18 protein-coding genes and 1 pseudogene are annotated in these 17,814 nt (G+C 64.7%); 8 read left to right on the forward strand and 11 right to left on the reverse strand.

Annotated features, from left to right (window positions below; translation table 11 throughout):
• Positions 1-220 precede the first annotated feature (220 nt).
• The 3 genes from CAG00_RS17220 to CAG00_RS17230 all read right to left on the reverse strand — a co-directional run bounded on the left by CAG00_RS17220 (position 221) and on the right by CAG00_RS17230 (position 2,902).
• Positions 221-601, reverse strand: coding sequence for a hypothetical protein (locus CAG00_RS17220; RefSeq protein WP_025338170.1), 381 nt, complete (start codon positions 599-601; stop codon positions 221-223).
• A gap of 120 nt (positions 602-721) precedes the next feature.
• Entirely contained in the window at positions 722-1,909 is a 1,188-nt protein-coding gene (locus CAG00_RS17225; protein ID WP_085618111.1) for an MFS transporter, read from the reverse strand.
• Positions 1,910-2,152: 243 nt separating this feature from the next.
• A complete protein-coding gene (locus tag CAG00_RS17230; protein WP_085664892.1) occupies positions 2,153-2,902 on the reverse strand; it encodes a 3-oxoacyl-ACP reductase family protein in 750 nt (249 codons plus the stop codon).
• A 118-nt stretch (positions 2,903-3,020) separates the two neighbouring features.
• Here CAG00_RS17230 and CAG00_RS17235 point away from each other — a divergent pair, with 118 nt between their 5' ends.
• Entirely contained in the window at positions 3,021-3,959 is a 939-nt protein-coding gene (locus tag CAG00_RS17235; protein WP_085664893.1) for a LysR family transcriptional regulator, read from the forward strand.
• A gap of 123 nt (positions 3,960-4,082) precedes the next feature.
• On the opposite strand, the gene CAG00_RS17240 is transcribed toward CAG00_RS17235, so the two are convergent.
• The gene (locus CAG00_RS17240; protein WP_085664894.1) at positions 4,083-4,553 is read right to left on the reverse strand and encodes a GreA/GreB family elongation factor; all 471 of its coding nucleotides are present in this window, start codon (positions 4,551-4,553) and stop codon (positions 4,083-4,085) included.
• A gap of 2 nt (positions 4,554-4,555) precedes the next feature.
• Positions 4,556-4,954 (reverse strand): hypothetical protein, encoded by a 399-nt coding sequence (locus CAG00_RS17245; RefSeq protein ID WP_085664895.1) that lies wholly within the window; start codon positions 4,952-4,954, stop codon positions 4,556-4,558.
• A gap of 130 nt (positions 4,955-5,084) precedes the next feature.
• On the opposite strand from CAG00_RS17245, the gene earP reads away from it, so the two are divergent.
• A complete protein-coding gene (earP, locus tag CAG00_RS17250; protein ID WP_085664896.1) occupies positions 5,085-6,212 on the forward strand; it encodes an elongation factor P maturation arginine rhamnosyltransferase EarP in 1,128 nt (375 codons plus the stop codon).
• Positions 6,213-6,260: 48 nt separating this feature from the next.
• Positions 6,261-6,830, forward strand: a complete 570-nt coding sequence (gene efp / locus CAG00_RS17255; RefSeq protein WP_013971530.1) for an elongation factor P — start codon at positions 6,261-6,263, stop codon at positions 6,828-6,830.
• Positions 6,831-7,054: 224 nt separating this feature from the next.
• Here efp and CAG00_RS17260 read toward each other — a convergent pair whose 3' ends face one another.
• From CAG00_RS17260 to CAG00_RS17270, 3 genes are all read right to left on the reverse strand, one after another.
• The gene (locus CAG00_RS17260; protein WP_085590091.1) at positions 7,055-7,483 is read right to left on the reverse strand and encodes an organic hydroperoxide resistance protein; all 429 of its coding nucleotides are present in this window, start codon (positions 7,481-7,483) and stop codon (positions 7,055-7,057) included.
• Positions 7,484-7,624: 141 nt separating this feature from the next.
• On the reverse strand, positions 7,625-8,080 hold the full coding sequence (locus CAG00_RS17265) for a MarR family winged helix-turn-helix transcriptional regulator (RefSeq protein WP_025338178.1): 456 nt from the start codon (positions 8,078-8,080) through the stop codon (positions 7,625-7,627).
• Positions 8,081-8,138: 58 nt separating this feature from the next.
• The gene (locus CAG00_RS17270; protein ID WP_025338179.1) at positions 8,139-9,092 is read right to left on the reverse strand and encodes a LysR family transcriptional regulator; all 954 of its coding nucleotides are present in this window, start codon (positions 9,090-9,092) and stop codon (positions 8,139-8,141) included.
• Between the two features lie 114 nt (positions 9,093-9,206).
• On the opposite strand from CAG00_RS17270, the gene CAG00_RS17275 reads away from it, so the two are divergent.
• Complete coding sequence (locus tag CAG00_RS17275) at positions 9,207-9,956, forward strand: sulfite exporter TauE/SafE family protein (protein WP_085664897.1); 750 nt, start codon at positions 9,207-9,209, stop codon at positions 9,954-9,956.
• A gap of 111 nt (positions 9,957-10,067) precedes the next feature.
• Here the strand turns inward: CAG00_RS17275 and CAG00_RS17280 are convergent, their stop codons facing one another.
• A complete protein-coding gene (locus CAG00_RS17280) occupies positions 10,068-10,919 on the reverse strand; it encodes a LysR substrate-binding domain-containing protein (protein ID WP_025338181.1) in 852 nt (283 codons plus the stop codon).
• A 96-nt stretch (positions 10,920-11,015) separates the two neighbouring features.
• Here CAG00_RS17280 and CAG00_RS17285 point away from each other — a divergent pair, with 96 nt between their 5' ends.
• Both CAG00_RS17285 and CAG00_RS17290 read left to right on the forward strand, forming a co-directional pair.
• Complete coding sequence (locus tag CAG00_RS17285) at positions 11,016-11,234, forward strand: DUF1127 domain-containing protein (protein ID WP_085664898.1); 219 nt, start codon at positions 11,016-11,018, stop codon at positions 11,232-11,234.
• Positions 11,235-11,380: 146 nt separating this feature from the next.
• Entirely contained in the window at positions 11,381-12,601 is a 1,221-nt protein-coding gene (locus CAG00_RS17290) for a winged helix-turn-helix domain-containing protein (RefSeq protein WP_085664899.1), read from the forward strand.
• Here CAG00_RS17290 and CAG00_RS17295 read toward each other — a convergent pair.
• Positions 12,582-13,928 carry a class II 3-deoxy-7-phosphoheptulonate synthase gene (locus tag CAG00_RS17295; RefSeq protein ID WP_003247094.1) on the reverse strand — a complete coding sequence of 449 codons (1,347 nt, stop codon included), beginning with the start codon at positions 13,926-13,928 and terminating at the stop codon, positions 12,582-12,584. The two genes, CAG00_RS17290 and CAG00_RS17295, sit on opposite strands and share 20 nt — an antisense overlap.
• A 116-nt stretch (positions 13,929-14,044) precedes the next feature.
• On the opposite strand from CAG00_RS17295, the gene CAG00_RS17300 reads away from it, so the two are divergent.
• Entirely contained in the window at positions 14,045-14,800 is a 756-nt protein-coding gene (locus tag CAG00_RS17300) for a spermidine synthase (RefSeq protein WP_085664900.1), read from the forward strand.
• A gap of 327 nt (positions 14,801-15,127) precedes the next feature.
• Positions 15,128-16,841 (forward strand): annotated as a pseudogene (locus CAG00_RS17305) (DEAD/DEAH box helicase).
• Between the two features lie 189 nt (positions 16,842-17,030).
• Here the strand turns inward: CAG00_RS17305 and CAG00_RS17310 are convergent.
• Positions 17,031-17,798: a class III extradiol ring-cleavage dioxygenase gene (locus CAG00_RS17310; RefSeq protein ID WP_085664902.1), complete on the reverse strand. Its 768-nt coding sequence runs from the start codon at positions 17,796-17,798 to the stop codon at positions 17,031-17,033.
• Positions 17,799-17,814: the final 16 nt, after the last annotated feature.

Raw genomic sequence — 17,814 nt, forward strand, 5'->3', positions numbered from 1 at the left:
GGGGTGACGCGGGGGCATGCGGTGGGGCTCCTGGATGCGCGACACCTGTGCCGGCCTCTTCGCGGGTGAACCCGCTCCCACAGGAAAATCACTATCCTCAGGTGCAGTGATATCCCTGTGGGAGCGGGTTCACCCGCGAAGAGGCCGGCACAGGCCATGAAAAAGGCGGCATCTTACAGCCGCCTTCAACATAAAACGATCCGGGCTCTGCGATATCCAGTCAGCCTTTGCGGGCCGGCCGCCTGTGCTGCCGCCAGTTGTCATCGATCTTCGACCAGGTCTTGCCATCGGTAATGGCCATGAGCTTGCGCCCGTCCTTGAAGGTGGCCAGGAAGGTGGCTTCCTCTTCCTTGCCACCCAGCCACAGCCCGGCCAGCAACCCCACCGGCCCGGCCACCAGGGCCCCGGCCACGCCCCAGCCCAGGGCACTGCCCAGGCTACGGCTGGATTCCAGGCTGGCCAGCCGCAGCTCGCTGATGCGTGCCAGGGAAATCCGCTCGCCCGGCGAGGGGCTGCGCGGGGTCTTGAGTGTGAGCGATCCATTGCGATACTCGCCTTCGCCTTGCAAGAAATCGCCGGATTGCACCGTGAGTCTTGTCATAACGTCGTCCTGTCAGGGAAAGGGCATTGACCAGCGCCTACTGAGCGCTGCCCGGGCAGGCAAGTCAACGGCCATGCGACGGAGGGTCGTGCGGTGCATTGTCGCCCAGGTCAATGGACTTCAGGCCACCTGCAAAGCGTTCTTGCGCTTGCGCTCGGCCAAACCCCACGCCAGCAACGCCAGCCCGCCAATCACCAACCCGGCCACCACAATCCCCATCCAGCCCTGGCGCTGGAACAACTGCGTGCCCAGCAACGACCCCAAGGCCCCGCCAATGAAGTAGCAGGTGATATACCCGGCATTCAGCCGCGTGCGCGCTTCGGGCCGCAGGGCAATCACCGCGTTCTGGTTGCTCACGTGCACCAGTTGCACTGCCAGGTCGAGCATCAGTACGCCCAGCAGCAAGGCCAGCAACGATTGCTCGGCAAAGCCCAGCGGCACCCACGACAGCAGCAATACCACCAGGCCCACGGTGGTGCCCAGCGAACCCTTGCCACGGTCGGCCAGGCGCCCGGCCCAGTTGGCCGACAGCGCACCCGCTGCACCGGCCAGGCCGAACAGGCCTATCACCGCGTCCGAATAGTGGTACGGGCCTTTCGCCAGCAGGAACGCCAGTGGCGTCCAGAACAGGGCGAACAGGCTGAATGCCAGCAGGCCGAGCAGCGAGCGCAGGCGCAGCACCGGTTCTTCGACGAACAGGCGGAACACCGAGCCGATCAGCGCCGGGTATTTCAGCCCGGCATGGCTGTGGTGTTGTGGCAGGCTGCGGTACAGCGCCACGGCGGTGATGGCCATCAGCACTGCAGCCAGCACGTAGATGCTGCGCCAGCCACCCAGTTCGGCCATGAACCCGGCGGCGGTACGTGCCAGCAGGATGCCCAGCAGCAACCCGCTCATCAACGTGCCGACCGCGCGCCCGCGCTGGTGTGGCTCGCTGAGGGTCGCGGCCATGGGCACGAGGATCTGCGCCACCACCGAGAACAGCCCGGTCAGCGCCGTACCAAGGATCAGCCAGGGCAGGCTCGGTGCGCAGGCGCTGATGATCAGGCCCAGGGTGGAAATGGCGGTCATCACGGTGATCAGCCGGCGCTGCTCGAACAGGTCGCCCAGCGGTGCCAGCAGCAACAGGCCGGCGCCATAGCTCAGTTGCGCGGCAATGACGATGCTGCCGGCACTGGCAGTGCTCAGGCCGAACTGCTGGGCGATGCTGTGCAGCAGTGGTTGCGCATAGTAGTTGCTGGCCACGGCCAGGCCGGTGGCGGTGGCCATCAGCAGGATCAGGGCGCGGCTGAGAGTGGGGGCGTTCATGCAGTTCTCGTGGCGGGCAGGAGTAAAGGGGGGATTATCGGAAAGTGTCGGGCACTACATCAATGCATTGTGTGGCAGAGCAGGGCAGGGGGAGGGGGGCTGGAGGTTGGGGATCGGTTGAGCCTGTGCTGGCCTCTTCGCGGGTAAACCCGCTCCCACAGGTACACCACTGGGCTCGGGGCCTGTGATATCCCTGTGGGAGCGGGTTTACCCGCGAAGAGGCCGGAACAGGCAACCCTTCAATCAGGCAGCAAACCCGCCATCGACCGTCAGGCTGGCCCCAGTGACATACCCCGCCTCAGGCCCCGCCAGGTAAGCCACGAAGCTGGCAATCTCATCCGCCTCGCCATAGCGCCCGATCGCCATCAGCGGGATCAGGCTGTCAGCGAACTCGCCGCTGGCCGGGTTCATGTCGGTGTCCACCGGCCCTGGCTGCACGTTGTTCACGGTAATGCCTTTCGGCCCCAGGTCACGGGCCATGCCGCGGGTCAGGCCGACCAGCGCCGATTTGCTCATGGCATAGGGGGCGCCGCCGGCAAACGGCATGCGCTCGGCATTGGTGCTGCCAATGTTGATGATGCGCCCACCTTGGCCCATGTAGCGTGCCGCGGCCTGGCTGGCGACGAATACGCTGCGCACGTTCACCGCCAGCATGTGGTCGAAGTCGGCCAGGTCGAATTCGGTCACCGGTGCTACCGCCAGCACACCGGCGTTGTTGACCAGGATATCCAGCCGGCCGAAGGCCTTCACAGTGTCATCCACGGCCAGTTGCACGGCCGCCGCGTCGGCGCTGTCGGCCCGCAGGGCCAAGGCCCTGCCGCCGTTTTCGGTAATTTCCTCAGCCAGCGCCTGCGCCGGGCCGGCGGAGCTGACATAGGTGAAGGCCACCTGCGCGCCTTCGCGGGCCAGGCGTCGCACGATGGCTGCACCGATGCCGCGGGAACCGCCCTGTACCAGGGCTACTTTGCCTTCGAGGGTATGTTGCTTGGACATGCTGATCTCCTGCTGGAAGCCAGGCCGGAATGCCTTGGATGGGCGCAGTATCGGCGCTTGATTACCTGCTGATAAGATGGCAATCACTATCAGCAGAGTAAACCTTTGGTTGCCAATCATGGCCATGGAATCGTTCAACGCGTTGGAATGCTTCATCCGCAGTGCCGAAGTCGGCAGCTTTGCCGAGGCCGCCAGGCGCCTCAGCATTACCCCGGCTGCCGTGGGCAAGCATGTTGCCCAGCTGGAAGCGCGCCTGGGGGTGCGGTTGTTCCAGCGTAGTACCCGCAAGCTGACCCTGACCGAGGCCGGGCAGCGATTTCTGGGGGAGGTCAGTGACAGCTTCCGCACCATCCAGTACGCCGTGGCCAACCTGGCCAGCAGCGAAGGCCAGCCGGCCGGGTTGTTGCGGGTGAGCATGGGCACGGTGTTCGGGCGCTTGTATGTGTTGCCATTGCTGGCCGAGTTCCTGCGTCGCTACCCGGCCATTACCCCGGACTGGCATTTCGACAACCGCCAGGTCGACCTGATCGGCCAGGGCTTCGATGCGGCGATTGGCGGAGGCTTCGATCTGCCGCCGGGGGTGGTGGCGCGCAAGCTGACCCCGGCGCACCGGGTGCTGGTGGCGGCGCCGGCTTACCTGGGCCGGCACGCGCCGATTGACGACCCGCAGGTATTGCAACGGCATGACGGTATCCTGATCCGCTCGCCGCAGACCGGGCGGGTGCGTTCATGGCCGTTGACCAGCCGTTGGCAGGTGCAGCAGCCATTGCAGTTGCGCCAGACGATGACCATGAGCGATTCGGATGCGGCTTGCGCGGTGGCCGAGCAGGGCTTGGGGATTGCCCTGGTGAGCCTGCCGTTTGCAGTGCCGTACCTGGAAGGCGGGCGGCTGCAGCGGGTGCTGCCGGACTGGTACGTGGACGATGGGTATATCAGCCTGTATTTCGCCGAGCACAAGCTGTTGCCGGGCAAGACCCGGGCGTTTATCGATTTTGTGGTGGAACAGTTCGAAGAGCAGGGGTTGGCGCGGCGGTTCGATGCCTTGCAAACCGTGTAGGAGCAGCCTTGTGCTGCGAAGAGGCCGGTAAGGCAAATGACTTTCTGTGTCGCTCATGGCCCCTTCGCAGCACAAGGCTGCTCCTACACGGGGATCACTGGCCTGGGGAGCGAAGAGGCCGGTTCAGACAACATCGACTATGAACAATGCCTGTGCCCCCAGGCTCACCTCATCATCAACCTTCCTGCCGACCAACTGCTGCCCCAGCGGCGAGCGCGGGGTAATCACCGTCACCAGCCCATCCCCCTCGCCAATCTTCAACCCCGCCGCCTCGGGCCCGAGGAACAGTCGGCGTTGCCCGCCATCTTCATCCTCCAGCGTTACCAGGTTGCTCACCTGCACCCCGCGTGCCGGGTCGTAATCACGCAGCAGCAGTTGCTGGTAGGTCACCAGCGCCTTGCGGATCTCGGCGCTGCGGCGGGCTTGGCCGGTGGCCAGGTACGAGGCTTCCAGGCCCAGGGTGTCGTACTTGTTTTCGGCGATGTTCTCTTCGGCAGTGGCGGCTTCGTACGCGGTTTGCGCCGCGCGGGTCAGCACATCCTGGTCATGCTCGAGGGTGGCGACTATCTGCGCCAGCAGGCTGGGCTTGTCCATGGTCAGTAACAGAACTCCAGCACGTTGGCCTGGCTTTTGTCGGTGGGCGCGGTGCGGTTCTGCTGCAGCCAGAACTGGCACTTGGGGCTGTTGAGGTTGCGCGGGTTGCCCTGGGCGGCCTCGGCGGCCTGTTGCACCTCCTGCTTGTGCAGGATGTCCTTGTAGCGTTCGAACATTTCCGCCTGGGCATCCGCCGCAGGGGCGGGCGCTGGCGGCGCGGCAGGCCGGTACGCGGCGGGGGCCACGGCCTGGGCCAGTGGCTGTACCTGCTGTGGCCACAGTTGCAGCGCCAGCCACAGGCTGGCGGCGATCGCCACGGCGCCCAGCCACAGGCCAAGGGCAACGCACACGATCAACGGCAGCGGCTTGAGGGTAATCTTCAGTTCACGGTGGCGCGGCATGGCAGCCTCCTGGCAGGGTGTTCGGGGTGCATTGTCGCATGCGCCTGGGCATTTTTCCGCGCAGGTGCTTTTGTCAGCGACAATTTATGCGCAGAATGCGCGGTTTTTCCGCTGGGCGAGGGCAGGGCACATGAACGCCACCTGGGACATCTTCTGCAGCGTCGTCGACAACTACGGCGATATAGGCGTGACTTGGCGCCTGGCCCGGCAGCTGGTGGCCGAGCACGGCCTGGCAGTGCGCCTGTGGGTGGATGACCTCAATGCGTTCACGCCCATGTGCCCCGGGGCCGATGCCGCCGCCCCGCAGCAGTGGCAGCACGGTGTGGATGTGCGCCAGTGGCCGGTGACCTGGTTGCCGGTGGCGCCGGCTGATGTGGTAATCGGTGCCTTCGCCTGCCAGTTGCCAGCAGCTTATGTGGAGGCAATGCGTGCTCGCGCCACGCCGCCGCTGTGGTTGAACCTCGAATACCTCAGTGCCGAGGACTGGGTGGAGGGCTGCCATGGCTTGCCTTCGCCGCAGCCCAATGGCTTGCGCAAGGTGTTTTTCTTTCCCGGCTTTACCGAAAAAACCGGTGGCCTGCTGCGCGAGGGCTCGCTGCTGGCGCGGCGTGATGGGTTCCAGCAAGGCGCACGTCAGGCCTTCTTGCAGGGGCTTGGCGTAAACCCTGAAGCGGGGGCGTTGCTGATTTCCCTGTTCGCCTACGAAAACCCGCAACTGGGCAACTGGCTTGATGCCTTGGCCTCAGGCGAGCAACCTTGCCACCTGCTGGTGCCGCAAGGGCGCGTCCTCGCGGGGCTCGGCCAGTGGCTTGGCGAGGCGGCCCTGCAAGTGGGCAGCGTGCGCAAGCGAGGGGCGCTGACCGTGCAGGTGCTACCTTTCGTCAGCCAGGACGACTACGACCGGTTGCTGTGGAGCTGTGATTTCAACGCCGTGCGCGGCGAAGACTCGTTCGTGCGCGCGCAGTGGGCCGGGCAGCCGATGCTGTGGCACATCTACGTGCAGGACGAGAATGCCCATTGGGAAAAGCTCGAAGCGTTTCTCGCGCATTATCGACACGGGTTGTCAGACGATGCCGATGCCGCCCTGCTTGGCTTGTGGCGTGCCTGGAACATGGACCGCGACATGGGCCAGGCCTGGCAGGCGGCCCGCCAGCACTGGCCGGAACTGCAGCAGCATGCCCGGCTTTGGGCAGCGCGACGGGCCGCTCAGCCGGACCTTGCCACAGCGCTAGTACACTTTTACCGAAATTCGCTATGATACGCGGCCTCGATTTTTATAAATCCATCCAGATTCGGATACTTCGTAATGAAAACTGGTAAAGAACTGAAACCCGGTACCGTCCTGCGGATCGACAACGACCCGTGGCTGGTTCAAAAAGCTGAGTTCACCAAGTCGGGCCGTAACAGCGCGATCATGAAGACCAAGCTGAAGAACCTGCTGACCGGCTACAAGACCGAAACCGTCTACGGTGCAGACGACAAGCTGGACGACGTGATCCTGGATCGCAAAGAAGCGACCCTGTCGTTCATCAACGGTGACGAATACACCTTCATGGACACCACCGACTACACCATGTACGAACTGAACGCCGAGGACATCGAAGCCGTTCTGCCGTACATCGAAGAAGGCATGGAAGACGTCTGCGAAGCCGTGTTCTTCGAAGGCCGCCTGGTATCGGTTGAACTGCCGACCACCATCAGCCGCCAGGTTGTCTACACCGAGAACGCTGCACGCGGCGACACCTCGGGCAAGGTGATGAAGCCTGCCAAGCTGAAGAACGGTACCGAGATCTCGGTTGCCGACTTCATCCAGATCGACGAGTGGATCGATATCGACACTCGCGACAACAGCTTCAAAGGCCGTTCCAAGAAGTAATCCTTCCTGTGAAACGCAAAAAACCCGGCCTTGGCCGGGTTTTTTAATGCCTGCAAACTTCCAGGCCGCGGCACGCTTCCCTTGTAGGAGCGGCCTTGTGTCGCGATGGGGCGCGAAGCGGCCCTGACGATCCCACAGGAATACTTGCTTTCGCAGGCCGATCCTGGGGCCGCTTCGCGGCCCATCGCGACACAAGGCCGCTCCTACATGAGGCGCTGCAAGCCTTACACGGTCACGTGCAGGCGCACATCCACATTGCCGCGGGTGGCGTTGGAGTACGGGCACACCTTGTGCGCCTTTTCCACCAGCGCTTCAGCATCGGCCTGGGCCAGGCCCGGCAGGTTGATGTGCAGGTCGATGTCCAGGCCGAAACCACCCGGAATCTGGCCGATGCCCACCTTCGCGGTGATCGAGGCGTCCGCCGGCAAGGCTTTTTTCTCCTGCCCGGCCACGAACTTCAGGGCACCGATGAAGCACGCCGAGTAACCGGCGGCGAACATCTGCTCGGGGTTGGTGCCGTCACCGCCTGCGCCGCCCAGTTCCTTGGGGGTGCTCAGGCTGACCACCAGCTTGCCGTCGCTGGAACGGGACTTGCCGTCGCGCCCACCGGTGGAGGTAGCTTCTGCGATGTACAGCGGAGTGACCTTTTGCATCTTGAGCCTCGCTAATGTGCTGTGCGCTCCCCGTCTGGAGGAGGGCGCGGGTTGGTGTGGGATTTAAATTAGCGCTCAATTAGTTAGTGCGCAAGATAAATCGTCACCGCTCATCCGAACGGCCATTGCACAGCATAGCTGTCAGAGGGTTTTCTGCAGGTTCTCGCGCAGCGCCAGCAGGTCGGCCTGCAGCTGTTGCAACTGTTCCAGGCTGCGCCCGCTGGCCTTGAGGATGCACTGCGGCACTTCTTTGGCCTGCTGCTGCAAGGCGCGGCCCTTGTCGGTCAGCTGCACCAGTACCACCCGTTCGTCCTCGCGGCTGCGGTTGCGCTGCAGCAGGCCTTCGCTTTCCAGGCGCTTGAGCAGCGGCGTCAGCGAGCCGGGGTCGGTGAGCAGGTGCTGGCTGATCTCGCCTACGGTCAGGCCGTCGTGCTCCCACAGCACGAGCATGGCCAGGTACTGCGGGTAGGTCAGGCCCAGGGCCTGCAGCAGCGGTTTGTAGACCTTGGTCATCAGCAACGAGGTGGAGTGCAGGGCGAAACAGACCTGGTTGTCCAGCAGCAGCTCGTCACAGGAGGCTTGGGTGTTGGCGTTCATGCAGGTCCTTGAAGGTAATCAATGGGAAAGTCTGGCACGCGGATCGTAAGTGCGCGCTTTATTCGCGCAGTTCACTGCGCAAGGCCAGGTCCCAGGGTGGAATCGGGCTGAAGCGGCTCTTGAGAAATTCGAGCAGCAAACGACTGCGAGAGTTCGTTTCATGTTCCAGGCGAAGCGCGTAGATACCGCTGGTTTCCGCTTGGGGCAAGCCACCGTCGCAAAACAAAGGTATCAGCTCGCCACGCAGCAGGTATTCACTGATCAGCCAAGTGGGCAGGTGGGCTATGCCTAAACCGGCGAGGGCGCCGAACAGCAGGGTTTCGGCGTTGTTGGCGGCCATGCGCATGCGTGAGGGGCGGTACAGGCGGGTTTGCCCGGCCACGTTGAAACGCCAGGCGAATGGCGGCGCCAGGCCGTCCCAGTCCAGGCCGTCGTGCCCGGGCAGTTCGCTGGGGCAGGTGGGCATGCCGCGGCTGGCCAGGTAGGCCGGGCTGGCGCAGGCGATGCGCACCATGTAGGCCAATGGCGTGGCGACCAGCCGGGTGTCGGCCAGGGGGCCGGCGCGCAGCACCAGGTCGACTTCGCCCAGGTGGCTGCCATGCAGGTCGACGAAGCTGTCGATCAGGCGAAGTTGCACATCAAGGCCTGGGTAGGCGACCAGGAAATCGGCGATGGCCGGGGCCAGGTGGCGGCGGCCGAATGCGGCGGGGGCGTCGATGCGGATCAGGCCTTCGGGGGCATTGCTCAGCGACACCGCTTCGGCGCGGGCCAGGCGCAGCTCCTCGATGATGCGCCTGGCCCGTTCGGCAAAGGCGTTGCCGGCAGGTGTGGCACGCACGGCGTGGGTGCTGCGGGTGAACAGGCGGCTGCCCACGGCGCTTTCCAGGTTGTCGATGCGCCGGGCCACGGCGGACGGGGTCAGCGGGTGGCGGCGGGCGGCGGCAGAAAAGCTGCCGGTTTCCAGCACATCGAGGAACAGGCTTAGCTGGTCGGTCAGGGTATCGGGGCTCATGGCTGCCTTGCTTTTGCGAAAAACGCACAGCCATTGTGCGCTGCTGTGCGTTTCCCCGCCAGCCCGCAATCGTTAGCATGCTCGCATTATGTGTAAAGGCGGATGAGGCCCCTGATGATCGAGTGGTTGTTGTATATCGTGCTGGGCGCAGCCCTGGGGACCATGGGTGGCCTGTTCGGCATTGGCGGCGGGCTGATCGCGATTCCGGCGCTGGGCGTGCTGTTCGGCCTGGACCAGCAACTGGCGCAAGGCACGGCGCTGGTGATGGTAGTGCCCAATGTGCTGCTGGCGCTGTGGCGTTATCACCAGCGTAACCGCATCGAGCTGCGCCATGCGGTGCCGTTGTCGCTGTGCAGTTTCGTGTTCGCCTGGTTGGGGTCGATCTGGGCGGTGGGGCTGGATGCGCAATCCATGCGCCTGGGCTTTGTCGGCTTCCTGGTGGCCCTGGCGGTGTGGAACGTGGCGCGGATGTTCATGAAGGTAACGCCGCCCAGCGCCGAGTTGCGCTATGCCTGGCCGTGGCTGGGTGTGCTGGGCAGCTTTGCCGGCACCATGGGCGGCTTGTTCGGGGTGGGTGGGGCCGTGGTGGCCACGCCGATCCTGACCAGTGTGTTCGGTACCACCCAGGTGGTGGCGCAGGGGCTGTCGCTGGCGCTGGCGGCGCCGAGTACCTTGGTAACCCTGGTGACCTATGGGGTGCACCACAGTGTTGACTGGGGGGTGGGGGTTCCATTGGCGATGGGCGGCCTGCTGAGTATCAGCTGGGGTGTGAAATTGGCCCATGCATTGCCGGAGAAGGTGTTGCGGGCAATGTTCTGTGTGTTTCTGGTGGGGTGTGCGGTGATGCTCGGGTTCGAGCTTTGAGATTTTGGGGCCGCTTTGCGGCCCATCGCGACACAAGGCCGCTCCTACAGGGGATCGCGTGCCCTTGTAGGAGCGGCCTTGTGTCGCGATGGGCTGCGCAGCAGCCCCGGCTCACTTGAAACCTTCGACAATGTAGTCGGCCATGCAATCGGTGATCGGCGAAGGGTTCTGGGTACTGCGCACCAGCATCACATTGGCCACCGGCAACTGCGGCAACCCTTCGCTTTCGCCCAGAATGCGGATATTCCCGCCGATCAGGCTCTGCAACTGTGCGGTCACCGCCAACCCAGCGGTGACGATGGCGAAGATCGCTGCCAGGCTCGGGCTGGTATAGGCGATGCGGTAGTCGATGCCCTGGGCCTCCAGGGCATTGCAGGTCCAGGCCCGGCAGAAGCAGTCGGTGTTGAACAAGGCTACCGGCATGGGGCGTTGCTCCTGCGGGCAGAAGCCTTCCGCGGCGGCCCAGACCAGGCGTTCCTGGCGCAGCAGCTGGCCAATCTCGTTGCCCGGTTCACGGGTGACGATGGTCAGGTCCAGGTCCTGGCGCAGCATCAGTTGTTTGGAGGAGTCGCAATGCACCTCCACCTGCACCAGCGGGTAGGCTTGGGCAAAGCTCGACAGGATGGTCGGCAGGAAACGCATGGCATAGTCGTCCGGCGTACCGATGCGTACGATCCCCACCATGTGCGGCATGCGCAGGGTGTTGAACACTTCCCCATGCAACTTGAGGATGCGCCGCGCATAGCCGAGCAGCACCTGGCCTTCGGCAGTCAACCGCACCTGGCGGCCGTCGCGCTCGAACAGCTGGCGCTGCAAAATGTCTTCTTCCAGGCGTTTCATCTGCATGCTCACCGCCGACTGGGTGCGGTTGACCACCTCGCCGGCGCGGGTGAAGCCGCCCTGCTCGGCGATGGCCACGAAGGTGCGCAGTACGTCCGCATCGAGGCTCTGGTACTGGGACATTGCATCAATCTCCGAGATGCATGGCATCAGAAACATTCGTTGGATTGATCTTATGCCTGGCAGGAGACTGGAGCCATCAACACGGAGGGCTTCACGATGAAAGGTCATGTCAGCAGCATCCAGCAACCTGTCTTTTCCCTGAACCACCTTTGGCATGCCGCCCTGCAGCGCCCGGCGCGCTGGCTGCAGCTGTACCGCCAGCGCCAGGAACTGGCCAGCCTGAGTGATGCGACCCTGCACGACCTGGGGTTGAGCCGGGCGGATATCCAGCAGGAGGCCGAGCGGCATTTCTGGGATGACCCGCTGCGGAAATAGGCTAAGTTTGTCGGTGGAACCACTGGCCTCTTCGCGGGTGAACCCGCTCCCACAGGAACTCCACATTCCCCCGAGACCAGTGGGATCCCTGTGGGAGCGGGTTCACCCGCGAAAGGGCCGGAACAGACACTACAAGGAGTTCAGGCTTGCCCCTCAAGCTGTCCATCAACCAGGCCCGCCGCCTGGCCCTTTCTGCCCAAGGTTTCGGCAAACAGCCGGAATCGGCGCCGACCCTGCCAGCACTCAAGCGCATGCTGCAACGCCTGGGCGTGTTGCAGATCGATTCGGTCAACGCCCTGGTCCGCTCCCACTACCTGCCGCTGTTCTCCCGGCTGGGCAACTACTTGCCTGCCACTCTCGACCAGCTCGCCTGGGGCAGTGGCCGCCAGCGCCTGTTGTTCGAGTACTGGGGGCACGAAGCCTCGCTGCTGCCGCTGAGCCTGTACCCACTGCTGCGCTGGCGCATGGCCCATGCCGCCGTTGGCCGTGGCATCTATCGCCAGCTCGCGCAGTTTGGCCGTGAACGCCAGGATGTGATCGCCCGGGTACTGGCAGCGGTCCGCGAACAGGGCGCCCTTGGCGCGGGCAGCCTGTCCACCCGCGAGGAGCGGGCTGGCCCCTGGTGGGACTGGAGCGAGGAAAAGCACGCACTGGAGTGGCTGTTCGCCGCAGGGGAGGTGACGGTTGCTGGCCGGCGCGGCTTCGAGCGGCTCTACGATGTACCGGAAAAGGTCCTGCCGAGGTCGATCCTCGACCAGCCACTGCCCAGCGAGACCGAGGCGCATCAGGGCTTGATGCTGCACGCCGCCACCGCCCTGGGCGTAGCCACCGAGCGCGACCTGCGCGACTACTTCCGCCTGGACCCGGCGCAGGGCAAAGCGGCACTGGCCGAACTGGTGGCTGATGGCCGCCTGCAAGCGGTCGAGGTGCAGGGTTGGAAGCAGCTTGCCTACTGCGCCGGCGCGCCGCGTATCCCCCGGCGCATCCAGGCCAGCGCGCTGTTGTCGCCGTTCGATTCGCTGGTCTGGGAACGCAACCGTACCGAGCGCTTGTTCGACTTCCGCTACCGCCTGGAAATCTACACCCCGGCGCACAAGCGGGTGTACGGCTACTACGTGCTGCCGTTCCTGTACCGCGAACGCATCGGCGCGCGCGTGGACCTGCGCGCCGAGCGCGCCCAGGGGCAACTGGCAGTGCACGCCGTGCATGTCGAGGCAGCCGACCTGGACGAAGAGGGTTACCAGGCCCTGGCCGGCAACCTGCTGCGCCTGGCCAGCTGGCTGGGGCTGGAGAAGGTGCAACTGAACTGCCCGCGTACCGAGGGCAGCCAGTTGCGCCAGGCGTTGCTCAGCGCCGCACCTGCTTGAGGGTTTCGGCAATCAGGAACGCCAGCTCCAGGGATTGGTCGGCATTCATCCGCGGGTCGCAGTGGGTGTGATAGCGGTCGGACAGCGCATCCTCGGTGATCGGCCGGGCGCCGCCGATGCATTCGGTGACGTTCTGCCCGGTCATCTCGATGTGGATGCCGCCGGCATGGCTGCCCTCGGCCTGGTGCACCTGGAAGAACTGCTTCACCTCATCCAGGATCTGCGCAAAGTCGCGGGTCTTGTAGCCACTGCTGGCCTTGATGGTATTGCCATGCATCGGGTCGGAGCTCCACAGCACCTTGCGCCCTTCGCGCTCGACCGTGCGGATCAGCCCCGGCAGGTGGTCGCCGACCTTGCCGGCCCCCATGCGCACGATCAGGTTCAGGCGCCCGGGGTCGTTGGCCGGGTTCAGCGTGTCGATCAGGCGGATCAGTTCTTCGGGGTTCATGCTCGGGCCAACCTTGACCCCGATCGGGTTGTGCACGCCGCGCAGGAACTCCACATGGGCACCGTCCAGCTGGCGGGTGCGGTCGCCGATCCACAGCATGTGCGCCGAGCAGTCGTAGTAGTCGCCGGTCAGGCTGTCCTGGCGCACGAAGGCTTCTTCATAGTTCAGCAGCAGTGCTTCGTGGGCGGTGAAGAAGCTGGTTTCGCGCAGCTGCGGCGCGCTGTCCAGGCCGCAGGCGCGCATGAATGCCAGGGTTTCGTCGATGCGGTTGGCCAGCTGGTGGTACTTGTCGGCCAGCGCCGAATTGGCGATGAAGTCCAGGTTCCACTTGTGCACCTGGTGCAGGTCGGCAAACCCGCCCTGGGCGAAGGCGCGCAGCAGGTTGAGGCTGGCAGTGGCCTGGTGGTAGGCCTGCAGCAGGCGCTCCGGGTCGGGGATGCGGCTTTTTGCGTCGAAGCCGATGCCGTTGACGATGTCGCCACGGTAGGCGGGCAGGGTGATGTCGCCGATGGTTTCATCGCCCGATGAGCGCGGTTTGGCGAACTGCCCGGCCATGCGCCCGACCTTGACCACCGGGCAGCCGGCGGCGAAGGTCATGACGATGGCCATTTGCAGCAGCACTTTGAAGGTGTCGCGGATTTTCGCCGCCGAGAACTCGGCGAAGCTCTCGGCGCAGTCGCCACCCTGCAGCAGGAAGGCGCGGCCTTCGGTGACCTCGGCGAACTGTCGGCGCAGCTCGCGCGCCTCGCCCGCGAACACCAGCGGCGGGTAGCTGGCCAGGGTCTGTTCGACCTTCAGCAGGTGCGCGGCATCGGGGTAGGTCGGTTGCTGCTGGATCGGCAGGGCGCGCCAGCTGTCGGGGCTCCACGGTTGGTTCATCTCGGGCTCGGTCTTGTCGGTTGTAGGCTTTGGGCCATGGTAACAGTTGGCGCTGCGCTTGTTGCATCGAGGGTGTTGACGGACAATGCGCGTTTTTGCGCGGGTGGGTGGTGAGCATGGCGGCAGAACGGGAAGAGCGGCTACTGGCACGGGTGGAGGACGCCTTTGGCGTCATCAGCGTGTATGAAGTCGACGACTACCGCTTTCTGGAATTCGGCGATGCGATCGAGCAGAGCTGCGTGTTCACGGCCGACCCCAGCTGGCTGGAGTACGACTATACCCGCGCCATGCTGGTGGGGGCGCTGTGCCACGAGCAGCCGGAGAGCGCGCTGTTTCTCGGCCTGGGTGCCGGCACGCTGACCCAGGCCTGCATGAAATTCCTGCCGCTGGACGACATCGAAGCCATCGAACTGCGCCCGGACGTACCGCGCCTGGCCATGGAGTACCTGGGCCTTGACGACGACCCGCGGCTGTATGTACGCATCGGCGATGCCCTGGAGCTGTTGCCCACGGCGGAGAAGGCCGACCTGCTGTTCGTCGACCTGTACACCGACCATGGGCCGGGGGTGGGCCACCTGGCGTGGAACTTCCTGGAGAACTGCCAGCAGCAGCTGAACCCGGGTGGTTGGCTGGTGATCAACCAGTGGGCCACCGACGACGGCAAGCCGCTGGGCGCGGCGTTGCTGCGCGGGTTGTACCACCGGCATTACTGGGAGCTGCCGGTGAAGGAGGGCAATGTGATCCTGCTGGTGCCGGCGGACCTGGAGCAGACGCTGGACCTGGATGCTCTGAAAGCCCGGGCCGAGGCGCTGGCGCCGCGCCTGGGGTACAGCCTCGAGGGGCTGATCCGCGAGATTCGGCCGGCTACCTGAGTTGGCTTCTTCGCGGGCGTGCCCGCGAATCAGGCGACGCGGTATCGCAGACAGGAATCGTTTCAGCCGCACATTGCTGATGGCCCGACACTGGCCAGGCACCCTGAAAATATTCCTCACGTCTGCGCACGATTTCGGGTATAGTACGCGCCGGTCTTTTAGCGGACCGCAAAATCAGGTGGTGCAAACCCTCCGAGTCCAGCTTCGGCTGCACGTCCGCTAGGCGGACTTTCCCACGTTTTCTTTTTCAATCGTTTTCGCAAATCCCCGCCGCCAAAGCTGCCTGGGTGACCTGTCGGTCTTTCATGGCTTGTGCAGCTTTGGAGCATGGGTCTTTGCGGATGCACCTAGAGGCAGACCCATGACCCAGGAAACCGGCGGCTTCGCCGCTCTCGATCTCAATCCGAATATTGTTGCTGCCGTTCTGGCGACCGGCTACGAAGAGCCGTCCGCCATTCAGCAACAATCGATCCCGATCATCCTCGCCGGTCACGACATGATCGGCCAGGCGCAGACTGGCACCGGCAAGACCGCTGCCTTCGCCCTGCCGATCCTCAACAAGATCGATGTGAGCAAGCGCGAACCGCAAGCCCTGATCCTGGCGCCAACCCGTGAGTTGGCGCTGCAAGTTGCTACCGCTTTCGAAACCTACGCCAAGCAGATGCCGGGCGTGAACGTGGTCGCCGTCTACGGTGGTGCCCCGATGGGCCCACAGCTGCGTGCGATCCGCAACGGCGCGCAAATCGTCGTGGCCACCCCGGGCCGTCTGTGCGACCACCTGCGTCGTGACGAAAAAGTCCTGTCGACCGTGCAGTACCTGGTACTGGACGAAGCCGACGAGATGCTCAAGCTGGGCTTCATGGACGACCTCGAAGTGATCTTCGATGCCATCCCGGCCAGCCGCCAGACCGTGCTGTTCTCCGCCACCCTACCGTCGTCGATCCGTTCGATCGCCGAACGCCACCTGCGCGAGCCCAAGCACGTCAAGATCCAGAGCAAGACCCAGACCGTTACCGCGATCGAGCAGGCCCACCTGATGGTCCACGCCGACCAGAAGATCCCGGCTGTGCTGCGTCTGCTGGAAGTGGAAGAGTTCGACGCGCTGATCGCCTTCGTGCGTACCAAGCAAGCCACCCTGGACCTGGCCTCCGCGCTGGAAGCCAAGGGCTACAAGGCTGCCGCGCTGAACGGCGACATCGCCCAGAACCAGCGTGAGCGCGTGATCGACTCGCTCAAGGATGGCCGCCTGGACATCGTTGTTGCTACCGACGTCGCTGCCCGTGGCCTGGACGTACCGCGCATCACTCACGTGTTCAACGTCGACATGCCGTACGACCCGGAGTCCTACGTACACCGTATCGGCCGTACCGGCCGTGCTGGTCGCGATGGCCGTGCACTGCTGCTGGTCACCCCGCGTGAGCGCCGCATGCTGCAGGTGATCGAGCGCGTAACCGGGCAGAAAGTTGCCGAAGCCCGCCTGCCGAATGCCCAGGCCGTGCTGGACGCCCGCATCAAGAAGCTGACCACGAGCCTGGCGCCGCTGGTTGCCGAAGCGGAAGCCACCCACGGCGAGCTGTTCGACCGCCTGACCGCCGACCTGGGTTGCAGCGCGCGTGCCCTGGCTGCTGCCCTGCTGCGCAAGGCCACCAATGGCCAGGCGCTGGACCTGGCTGCGGTAGAGCGTGAGCAGCCGCTGGTGCCGAGCTTCGCCCCGCGTGGTGAGCGTACCGAACGTGGTGAGCGTGGCGAGCGTCCGGAGCGTGGTGACCGCGAGCGCCGTGCGCCGATGCCGCTGGCCGAAGGCCGTGTGCGTTGCCGTACTGCCCTGGGTGCTCGTGACGGCATCGCTGCCAAGAACCTGCTGGGTGCGATCCTCAACGAAGGTGGCCTGGCTCGTGACGCCATCGGCCGCATCCAGGTGCGCGACAGCTTCAGCCTGGTCGAGCTGCCGGAAGATGGCCTGGAGAAGCTGCTGTCCAAGCTCAAGGACACCCGCGTGGCTGGCAAGCAGCTGAAGCTGCGTCGCTACCGCGAGGATTGATCCTGGCGCAATGAAAAATCCCCGGCTTTGGCTGGGGATTTTTTTTGCCTGTGCCATTTTGGGGCTGCTTTGCAGCCCATCGCGACACAAGGCCGCTCCTACAAGGGATCGCGTACCCCATGGTGACGCGTAACCTCTGTAGGAGCGGCCTTGTGTCGCGAAAGGGGCGCAAAGCGCCCCCGGCTATCTTCAGTCGAACCGATAAATGTCCATCCCCAACGCCCCCAAGGTAAACCCTTGGTGCACCACCCCGAACTTGCCCCCAGCTCCCAGGGCAAAGAACAGCGGCAGGAAATGCTCATCACTGGGATGGTTACGCACCGCAAACGGCGCCTGCTGCCGATAACCCAGCAGCGCTTCCTGATCATCCGCCCGCAGCTTTTCCACCACCCAATCCCTGAACGCCAGTGCCCACGGCTCGATCACATCCGGCCCGGCATGCCAGTCCAATTCGCCCAGGTTGTGGGTAATGCTGCCCGAGCCGATCAGCAGCACGCCCTGGCCGCGCAAACCCGCCAACGCCTGGCCTACCTTGACCTGCAGCGCCGGCCCCATGTGGCTGGGCAGTGAAACCTGCACCACCGGAATATTCGCATCCGGGTACATCAGCGACAGCGGTACCCAGGCGCCGTGGTCGAACGGCCGCTGCGCGTCCAGCCGGGCAGGCAGCCCGGCAGCCTGCAGCAGTTCACTGACCTGGCCGGCAAGGGTGGGGTCGCTCGGCGCCGGGTACTGCACCGCATACAGCGCCGGTGGGAAACCGTAAAAGTCATGCCAGGTCTCTGGCCGTGCGCTGCCGGTAACCAGCAGTTCGCGGCTTTCCCAGTGCGCCGACACCACCACGATCGCTTTCGGCCGGGGCAGGGCGTTGGCCAGCCCGGCCAGCGCCGGCCCGCTGGCGCCGGGTTGCAGGGCCAGCATGGGGGAACCATGGGAAATGAACAGGCTGGGCAGCATGGCAGGGTCCTGACGG

Origin of the sequence: Pseudomonas sp. B5(2017) (assembly GCF_002112825.1) — a bacterium.
GTDB classification, from domain to species: Bacteria; Pseudomonadota; Gammaproteobacteria; order Pseudomonadales; family Pseudomonadaceae; genus Aquipseudomonas; species Aquipseudomonas putida_Z.